The sequence below is a fragment of the Rhizobium sp. TBD182 genome, assembly GCF_001950375.1.
Taxonomy (GTDB): domain Bacteria; phylum Pseudomonadota; class Alphaproteobacteria; order Rhizobiales; family Rhizobiaceae; genus Agrobacterium; species Agrobacterium tumefaciens.
The window spans coordinates 156,122-164,339 of sequence record NZ_BDLN01000001.1; the positions used below are offsets into that span (position 1 = coordinate 156,122).

Sequence of the window (8,218 nt, forward strand, 5' to 3'; positions counted from 1 at the left end):
GACCGGCAAGACTTGCCGGGCCGAGCACCTGTGCGGGTGAGGCTTCAATGGAGGCGGCAATGGCGGGAGAGGTCGAGATATCGTGCAATTTGAATTTGGTCCTTTTCCTTATCATGCACCGCTTTTTTGCCCACGTCTTTGCCTGTTGCGGCAAGACAGCCCTGCATCTGCGACGAAGCTTGATTTCATCTGTTTGGCTGGCGGCAATGGGTGGTTGTCCTCACCAGACACGTTTGGTGAGGCCGTTCCACAGCCATGTCCAGATCGTCGGCGGAAACCGCAGCACCGATTTGCCAGGCAAGGGCGGTTGCGGCGCAAGGCTGCCGGAAAGGGCGTCCTCGATAGCGCTGACCGCAATATCGACCGAGGCGGCGGTCAGAAGCAGGGGGTAGGTGGCAATGGTATCGGAAGGCGAGGGCTTCAGCCGCTTTTCGTAAAGGGTTGCGCCGGTATCCACGCCCTTGTCGACCAGATGCACGGTCGCACCGAAACTACCCCGGTCCTTTTCCACCAGCGCCCAATAACCGCCCATCTGGCCGCGATAGGCGGGATTGATGCCGGCGTGGAAATTGATGACCGGGCAGCGCAGGGCTTTAAGGGTTGCCGGTGTCAGAAGGCGGCAGGAAATGGTGAAGATCGCCGCCGGTTGCAAGGTGTTGATGGCCTTGTGGCACTCTTCGTCGTTCAGGGAGGCAACGTGTGTAACAGGAACTGCCTGGCCGAGATCGGCAGAGAGGCCATGTTCGGCAATGATCTCATTGGTGCGCCGAACAGTGAAGCGTTTGCCGAGCCGGGAGGCGATCATCGTCGCCATCTGGCCTGCGGCTGTCATCCAGCCGAGCCGCCGCGCCCGTCTTTTCAGAATGGCCGATTTGCTTTCCGCCTGCTCCACGATGACATGGATATCCGGAAACCGGGCGGCCAGCGCATTGATCATGACATTGGGGTTCAGCCCCCCCGCCGTCATCACCAGTAGCCGATTGTTTATCTCAGTCATGTCACCCACACGATTTTCCCGATCATGATCCCTGCGCCCGAGTTTCCCTCGCGAAGTTCAAAACCATGTTAATTTTCACCGACGGGATTTTTTCAAACGCCGGTGGAACCGATTTCCAATGCTCACGTTATTGTGACGCATATCACATCGGCGCTTGCCTTTGGACGGCAAGTCATAGGGGAGTTATTTCAAATGATCACACGTATTCTTTCGACAGTTTTCGTGGCTTTGTTGACCGTCGTGACCTTGAGTTCCTGCGGTAATACCATTCGCGGCGTTGGCCGGGATACGGCAAATGCAGTGGACGCCACGCAGGACGCAGGTCGTAGCGTAGACCGCGCCGCGCGTCGCTAAGTCTCTCCCCTCCAAGGTCTGGCGTCTCCCTGAATGAAGGGGACGCCTTTTCTTTGACCTGATTTCACCGTCACAGTTCATGTGTAAGAATCGCGCCGTACTAAGATGGGGCGAGAGGGCATGAGCGGGCGTTGATGAAAAGACTGGTGACGAAAAGACTGATTAGCTTGCTGCTGCCATTGCTTTTGCCGTTTTCGGCTAAGGCGGGCGGACAGGTGGATTTCTGCAAAACCATGGAGCATGCGGGCGGACGTTACATCGTCTGCAGTTTCGATCCGGCGAAAAGCATGATCCGGATTTACGACCGCGATCATGTCTCGGGTGAGGGATATCGCTCCTTCTCCGATCTCCCCTCCGCCCTGTGGCGGCAGCACATGTTCAGCGTCTTCGCCATGAATGGCGGCATGTATCATTCCGACTATTCTCCCGTTGGCCTCTTTGTCGAAAACGGCGTCGAACGTTCGCCGATTATTACCGGCGGCGGGTGGGGCAATTTCCATCTTCTGCCGAATGGCGTGTTTTATCTGAAGGGTGCAATGGCGGGCGTTCTGGAAACGCGGGCCTATGTCTCTGCCGGCTTGAAGCCGGATTTTGCCACCCAGTCCGGCCCGATGCTGGTGATCGATGGAAAGCTGCATCCGCGATTTCTGCCCGATAGCGACAGCCTGAAACGCCGCAACGGCGTCGGCGTGTCGCGCGACGGCACGGTGCATTTCGCGATTTCGGAAAACACCGTGCGTTTTTACGACTTCGCGACGTTGTTCAGGGATGCGCTGGATGCGCCAAACGCGCTGTATCTCGACGGGACGATTTCCAGTGTCGACATTCCTGCGATGAAAAGGCGCGATTCCCTGTTTCCCATGGGGCCAATTATCGCTGTCGTCGACAGGGTGCCTGACTAAGTCAGATCGGCGCCTTGGGGTAGGCTTTTTCGAGGCCTGCCGATGCCGTCAGTCCCTTGCGGAAGGCCAGATAGGCAGGATGCTGGCTGGCCTTGGCCGCTTCCGTGATGCGTATCTGCAGGCGGGCAGGGGCGTTACAGCCCAGCCATTCGCCTGATGTCTCCAGTTTCAGACTGTTGAGGAAGCGGGCATTGGCCTGTTGATCGAGATAGAGATTGAGGCCGGCCAGCAGGTTTTCATCCTGCAACACGTTTTCCATCAAAAGCAGCACCCACGCCTTGTCCTCGCTTGCAAGCGAGGCAAGTTTCGATGCGACCGTCTCGCGGTCCGGAAAAGATGATGCCTGCTGCATGTAATGACGAATCCCGTTGCCGTTTTCTGTCGATAAGGCAGAGCCGAAAGGCTTTCAAGGCACAACAGTCCGAACACCGAAATTCAACTCTGGAATGCCGATTGCCGCTGGCTTCAACAGGCGTTTGTGCGAAACCTTCATAAACCAGTTACACTTTGGTTCAAATTGAGGCGAACAGCAAAAAGGGGTAACCCGAAAGCCTCGATCTAAAGCCTTGTTTTTTCACACACCTATGCAACTGACGAATGGCAGCCCGTCAAAAACGCCTTCATTTAGCCGCTTTTTGCATTTGCGTTCTGCGCCGGATTTTAATAAATGCTTCCCCCAACGGGCCCGGTCTTGAAGATCGCCCGGAGAGTGAATAGCTGGAGTAATCATGGAAGAAACCGCTCAGAAATCCTGTTGGGCCGTCACCTTGCGCGCGCTTGCAGGCTTTGCCGCATTTCTCGCATTGACGTACATTTTTGGCAGCCCATAAGCACTTCTCATGAATGACGGGTTTTGAAACGGCGCGGTTTCCTCTGGAAACCGTGCTGTTTTCGTTTCTGCGGCCTGTATGTCGCAGCTGCAAAAGCCGGTGCCGCTCTTTTGTGGCGATCCGTCGCGGCTTTGGATATGATGGCGGTGGAATCCATTCTTATTCAAGGTAAGCCTCATGTTTCTTTCGGTCTTCGACGTCTTCAAGATCGGTATCGGTCCTTCCAGCTCGCATACGATGGGGCCGATGACGGCGGCGAACCGCTTTCTTGCGCTGATCCTCGGTGATGAATGGCCGCGTCCGGCGGGTGCTTCCGTGTCGCGCCTGAAGGTCAGCCTTCACGGTTCGCTTGCCTTTACCGGCATTGGCCACGGCACCGGCCGTGCGGTCATCCTCGGCCTGACGGGCGAGCGGCCGGATCTCGTCGACCCCGACGCCATGGACCCGATCATCGAAAAGGTTGAAAAGGCCGGTACCGTGTCGCCACCCGGCCACCCCTCCTATGAGTTCAACCCAGCCGAGGATCTGGTCTTCGACAAGAAGAACCCGCTGCCCGGCCATGCCAACGGCATGACCTTTTCCGCCTTCGACAATCAGGGCAGGCTGCTTCTCAAGCGCATCTATTATTCCGTCGGCGGCGGTTTCGTCGTGACCGATACGGAACTGGAAGCGATCAAGCAGCGCGGCAAGACCATCGATAATGGTCCGCGTGTGCCTTATCCTTTCGCCACGGCGCGGGAAATGCTTGAGATGGCGGGCCGCTCCGGCCGCACCATCGCCCAGATGAAGCGCGCAAACGAAGAAACGGTAATCTCCCGCGACGAGCTGAACGAGCGCCTCGACCAGATATGGGAGGCGATGAACGGCTGCATCGAGCGCGGGCTGAAGGTGGACGGCATCATGCCGGGTGGCCTGAAGGTGCGCCGCCGTGCCCGCTCCATCTACGAGAAGCTGAATGAGGAATGGCGCAGCAACCGGCTCAATCCTGTCATGGCGAATGACTGGTTGAGCGTCTATGCCATGGCCGTGAACGAGGAAAATGCTGCGGGCGGGCGCGTGGTGACAGCGCCGACCAACGGCGCTGCGGGCGTCGTTCCGGCCACAGTCCGGTATTTCCGGCATTTCCACGAGGATGCGACCGTTGACGATGTTCGCGATTTCCTGCTGACGGCGGCCGCAATCGGCGGCATCATCAAGCATAATGCATCTATTTCAGGTGCCGAGGTCGGCTGTCAGGGCGAGGTTGGGTCCGCTGCCGCCATGGCGGCCGCAGGCCTTGCCGCCGTCATGGGCGGTTCGCCCGAACAGGTGGAGAATGCCGCCGAAATCGCGCTCGAGCATCACCTCGGCATGACCTGCGACCCGATCGCCGGTCTGGTGCAGGTGCCCTGCATCGAGCGCAATGCGCTGGGTGCGGTGAAGGCGGTAACGGCGGCTTCCCTGGCGTTGAAGGGTGACGGCCAGCATTTCGTACCGCTCGATGCCTGTATCGAAACCATGCGCCAGACCGGCAACGACATGAGCGACAAGTACAAGGAAACTTCCACCGGCGGTCTTGCCGTCAACGTTGTGGAATGCTGAGCGGGCAGGGCGTCAGGCATGGTCCACATGCTTGACGCCCGCCGCAAAAAGGCATTGATAAGCATATGCCTCTACATCTTATAAAACTTTGCGTCGGCGCGGATTCACTCCAGGATTTGAGAGACTGGGTCGCGCATCGCTCGCTGACCGCGATCGCCGCTGGCCTTGAGCCGCACAGCGTCCACACCACGCGGATGATCCCGAAACGGCTTGACGAATTGCTGGAAGGCGGTTCGCTCTATTGGGTCATCAAGGGCCAGGTGCAGGCACGGCAGAAACTTCTCGACATACGTTCCTTCAAGGGCGACGACGGCATTACCCGCTGCGATCTCATTCTCGGCCCCGAGGTGATCGAGACGTCGCCTGCGCCGAAGCGGCCGTTTCAGGGCTGGCGCTATCTCAAGGACAACGAGGCCCCACGCGATCTCGGCGGCGGTGATTTCGGCGGCGAGGAGATGCCCTCCGACCTCAAGCGGGAACTGGCCGAGCTAGGCCTGCTCTGATCGTCAATGGACGTGATTGAAATGAAAAAGCCGGCTTCCTTCGCGGAGCCGGCTTTTTCATTTGGGGAGACGGTATTTGCTTGGGTTTGGGTGGCTTCAGTTGATGCCGCCAACCGCAGTGGTAGCGCGGCCATCCTGTATTTTCACCCAGCGTCCGGGATTGGCGGTGTCCTGACGCTTCAGGTAGGTATATTCGGTCTCCGACCAGTTCATGACCTTGTTGCGCATGTTGTCGAGGACGAAATCACCGCGATCGGTGCGAACGGTCAGAACTGCATGGCCTTCGCCATTCGGCTGCAGAACAACCGTGATCAGCAGGTTGTTGGCGGAGAAGCCCTTGTTCATCAGCATCTTGCGCTTCAGAAGCACGAAATCTTCGCAATCGCCGACCGTGGTGGGGTAGGCCCAGCGCTCTTCGACGCCGTAGATTTCCATGTCGGTCATCGGCGTGATCGTGGTGTTGGCGGTATAGTTGACGTCGAGCATCGTCTTCCAGCGCTCTTCGGTCAGTTTCATCGGGCCGTTATCCAGCGATGTCGGCTGGCATTCGCTCTGATAGGTCTGGCAGAACTCGTAGTGGCCGATCGGCGGGTTGGCCTTGCCGATCACACGCATGGCGGCGGATGGCGAAGCGCTGGCCTGATGGGCGATGGCGCTGACGATGAATGCGATCAGAAAGAAACCGAAACGGTTGTTTTTGTTCATTGCTTGTCTCCCCGTGTTGAGGAGACACTCGCATGTATATTTTGACCCCGCGGAAAGATGCGCGTGTCAATTTGAGCTTATATTTCAGCAAATTAGCGCTTGTTTTGAACTGTATTCGAGTTAGTTTTTACGCGTGTTTGAAGCAAATTTTATTACAATTTTACGCATCTCGACCTTAGGTTTTTGGTAGCCATTTAGGCCGCTGTATTGAAAGCGTTTTTTGGCACAGAGATATTTTTGCGATGCTGGGTAGTCAGGCCGCGGAGCGTATCGAAGACGCGGATTTCCCGTTTTGGGATTGGTGTTTCAAGTCGGGACAGGGCAAAAAGGCAGCGAAAAAAACTTCAAGAAAACTGTTTTTTTCTTGGAAAAAATGCCTGGAGCGGGATTTTCCAGTGCGGTTTTGCGCGAGAACTAACGCGAAATGGAGCGCGCCGGGCACTCTGACCGGATAGCACGGAAGTCAGCTTCAACGGAATCCAAAGTGCTGGAAAGCAGTATTTTAGACTGTCAGCGCAAATGCACGAGCGGCATTTTTGTAGACGAGAGCAGTCTGCTCCCATCATTCCGGCCTTGAGCCGGAATCGGATCGATGTGCGCCTGCGTGGCGGGAAAAGCTCTTTCGGCCAAGAGACCTGGGCTGAATGTATTCCGGCTCACGGCCGGAGCGCCGGAAAGCGATTGCCGTGACAAGATCTGGCGAATGCCGCACTTGCCGCACGGACATACCGCTCCACTGTATTACGGGAAATGACCTAGAGAAATTCGATCAGGGCGTCGGGCGACTGGACCCGGTCGAATTCGACCGCAACGCCTTCCATGAAGTGGCGTACGATCTTGCCGTTCATGTTCTTGCCAAGCTGGACCCTGGTGCCGAGTGGAGGCCGGTTTTCGATCTCGATGGCTGCGCCCGACAAGGAAAGGTCGATCAGCCGGCAGGCGAGAAGCACGCCGTCTTCCAGCATCAGATGTGCCCGGGTATTGCGTGGTGTCAGGCGGTCGTGGCGGCGGTCTTCCGGCAGGCCGAGCAGCTGGCGCTTGGCGATCCATGCGAGCTGGGCGGCCAGCTTTTCCCGCTTGCGTTCGGGCGCATTGATGGCAATGACGAAGCCTGACGCGGTAAGCGCCGTAACCGTTCCTTCGATGCGACCGATATGCTGGAGATAGGAGATGACGCGATCACCGTTGCGCGCAATGCCCGAGCAGGCGAACAGCGCTCTTTCGGCGGTCATCTCGGTTGCGGTGCAATCATATTCCTGGTGATCGGGCAACATGAGGCGGCCGGTGAAGGACACACGGACGGGATCGTCGAAGTGAACCTCTTCAACCGGACGCAGGGTTTGGGCAATGTTGACCGAACGTGATGAGAACATGGCAGCGCAATTGTAACCAGTGATGATGACAAATCTCTACGCCGCCCGGGTTAACAGACTGTATTGTTTAACCCTTACAATTTTTGCAATCGTCAAAATCGTTACAGCTTTGACGTATTTCGTACGAAATTCCGGTGCGATCATACGCGATCCACCCTCACCATGCGGGGTGGGATGCGGCAGTCAGCGGGTTACCGCATGCGGCATGACAGCGGTTCGCGCATTCGTAGAATACGTTGTCGGCGCGATATCCATGCGTAGCAGGCGGCTGCTTTTCATGACGAGGCAACTGATCGGTGCTGCGAATTCGTGACGGGGCCGCTCCGCCAGCAGCGCTCCGAGCAATCTCGGGGCTGTGTCATTATCCGAACTTAGCGGCAAGAGCAGCATTTCGAAAGCAAGCGGCGCCGCGCCATGGTCGTCCTCCGCTTCGATATCGAACACCACGGGCAATTGATGTTGCAGGATGCCGCGTGCGACACGGCAGGGGAAGGTGGCACTTGCCGCCGGCCACAGATCCGAGAACGGGCTGTCGCGCAATTCCCGGCCGAACAGGTCGCACAGGTGCGTGCCTGCAAGGCGGAAGAATGGCGTCCTTTCTCCCTTGTCCACCAGGATGAAGAGGTCGCCGAGATGATGTTTCAGCTTTGCGGGATCGAAGTCTTCTCGGCGGGGCGCAGGTTTATTGCCGCGCAGCGCGTCCCAATAGGCATATATCTCCAGTCCGGCCATGCTCTTCATAGCATCTTTCTCCATGTTCGTTTTTGGGACATCATGTCCATCCGAACGTCTGTTACTTGTGGTGTAGCGAATTTCATGCCAACCGATTTTGTTAAGGTTAACAAATGGTTGAGATTGCGCGACGACCAAGGTCGTGGCATCGCTGCGGCCATGTCGGGGACATGCTCCCAGTCAGCACAATTGATGCTTTCGCCCGTAATTTTACGGCGGGCGCGCAGGCCGTACTGCCCCT

General features: G+C 57.3%; 11 protein-coding genes and 1 pseudogene. 4 read left to right on the forward strand and 8 right to left on the reverse strand.

Annotation, left to right across the window (positions count from 1 at the left end; genetic code table 11):
• Nucleotides 1-115 (reverse strand): annotated as a pseudogene (locus tag T18_RS27405) (methylenetetrahydrofolate reductase); the annotation flags it as partial.
• 105 nt (nucleotides 116-220) lie between these two features.
• Nucleotides 221-997: a formyl transferase gene (locus tag T18_RS00850; protein ID WP_038491300.1), complete on the reverse strand. Its 777-nt coding sequence runs from the start codon at nucleotides 995-997 to the stop codon at nucleotides 221-223.
• 192 nt (nucleotides 998-1,189) lie between these two features.
• On the opposite strand from T18_RS00850, the gene T18_RS00855 reads away from it, so the two are divergent.
• Together T18_RS00855 and T18_RS00860 are read left to right on the forward strand one after the other, a co-directional pair.
• Complete coding sequence (locus tag T18_RS00855) at nucleotides 1,190-1,351, forward strand: entericidin A/B family lipoprotein (protein ID WP_003515706.1); 162 nt, start codon at nucleotides 1,190-1,192, stop codon at nucleotides 1,349-1,351.
• Nucleotides 1,352-1,485: 134 nt separating this feature from the next.
• Nucleotides 1,486-2,253: a phosphodiester glycosidase family protein gene (locus T18_RS00860; protein ID WP_038491297.1), complete on the forward strand. Its 768-nt coding sequence runs from the start codon at nucleotides 1,486-1,488 to the stop codon at nucleotides 2,251-2,253.
• A 1-nt stretch (nucleotide 2,254) separates the two neighbouring features.
• Here the strand turns inward: T18_RS00860 and T18_RS00865 are convergent, their stop codons facing one another.
• Entirely contained in the window at nucleotides 2,255-2,605 is a 351-nt protein-coding gene (locus T18_RS00865; protein ID WP_003515702.1) for a hypothetical protein, read from the reverse strand.
• A 390-nt stretch (nucleotides 2,606-2,995) separates the two neighbouring features.
• Nucleotides 2,996-3,262: a hypothetical protein gene (locus T18_RS27090; protein WP_019566127.1), complete on the reverse strand. Its 267-nt coding sequence runs from the start codon at nucleotides 3,260-3,262 to the stop codon at nucleotides 2,996-2,998.
• On the opposite strand from T18_RS27090, the gene T18_RS00875 reads away from it, so the two are divergent.
• Complete coding sequence (locus T18_RS00875; RefSeq protein ID WP_013636313.1) at nucleotides 3,261-4,664, forward strand: L-serine ammonia-lyase; 1,404 nt, start codon at nucleotides 3,261-3,263, stop codon at nucleotides 4,662-4,664. The genes T18_RS27090 and T18_RS00875 overlap by 2 nt on opposite strands.
• Nucleotides 4,665-4,729: 65 nt before the next feature.
• Nucleotides 4,730-5,167: a DUF1489 family protein gene (locus T18_RS00880; protein ID WP_013636312.1), complete on the forward strand. Its 438-nt coding sequence runs from the start codon at nucleotides 4,730-4,732 to the stop codon at nucleotides 5,165-5,167.
• Nucleotides 5,168-5,263: 96 nt separating this feature from the next.
• On the opposite strand, the gene T18_RS00885 is transcribed toward T18_RS00880, so the two are convergent.
• From T18_RS00885 to T18_RS27235, 4 genes are all read right to left on the reverse strand, one after another.
• Nucleotides 5,264-5,872, reverse strand: a complete 609-nt coding sequence (locus tag T18_RS00885; protein ID WP_019566128.1) for a transglutaminase-like cysteine peptidase — start codon at nucleotides 5,870-5,872, stop codon at nucleotides 5,264-5,266.
• A gap of 755 nt (nucleotides 5,873-6,627) precedes the next feature.
• Entirely contained in the window at nucleotides 6,628-7,245 is a 618-nt protein-coding gene (locus T18_RS00895) for a PilZ domain-containing protein (protein WP_038491291.1), read from the reverse strand.
• A 183-nt stretch (nucleotides 7,246-7,428) separates the two neighbouring features.
• Nucleotides 7,429-7,986 carry a PAS domain-containing protein gene (locus T18_RS00900; protein ID WP_038491289.1) on the reverse strand — a complete coding sequence of 186 codons (558 nt, stop codon included), beginning with the start codon at nucleotides 7,984-7,986 and terminating at the stop codon, nucleotides 7,429-7,431.
• The coding region (locus tag T18_RS27235; protein ID WP_210187533.1) for a hypothetical protein at nucleotides 7,983-8,218 on the reverse strand (236 nt) is incomplete at its 5' end. The genes T18_RS00900 and T18_RS27235, both read right to left, overlap by 4 nt.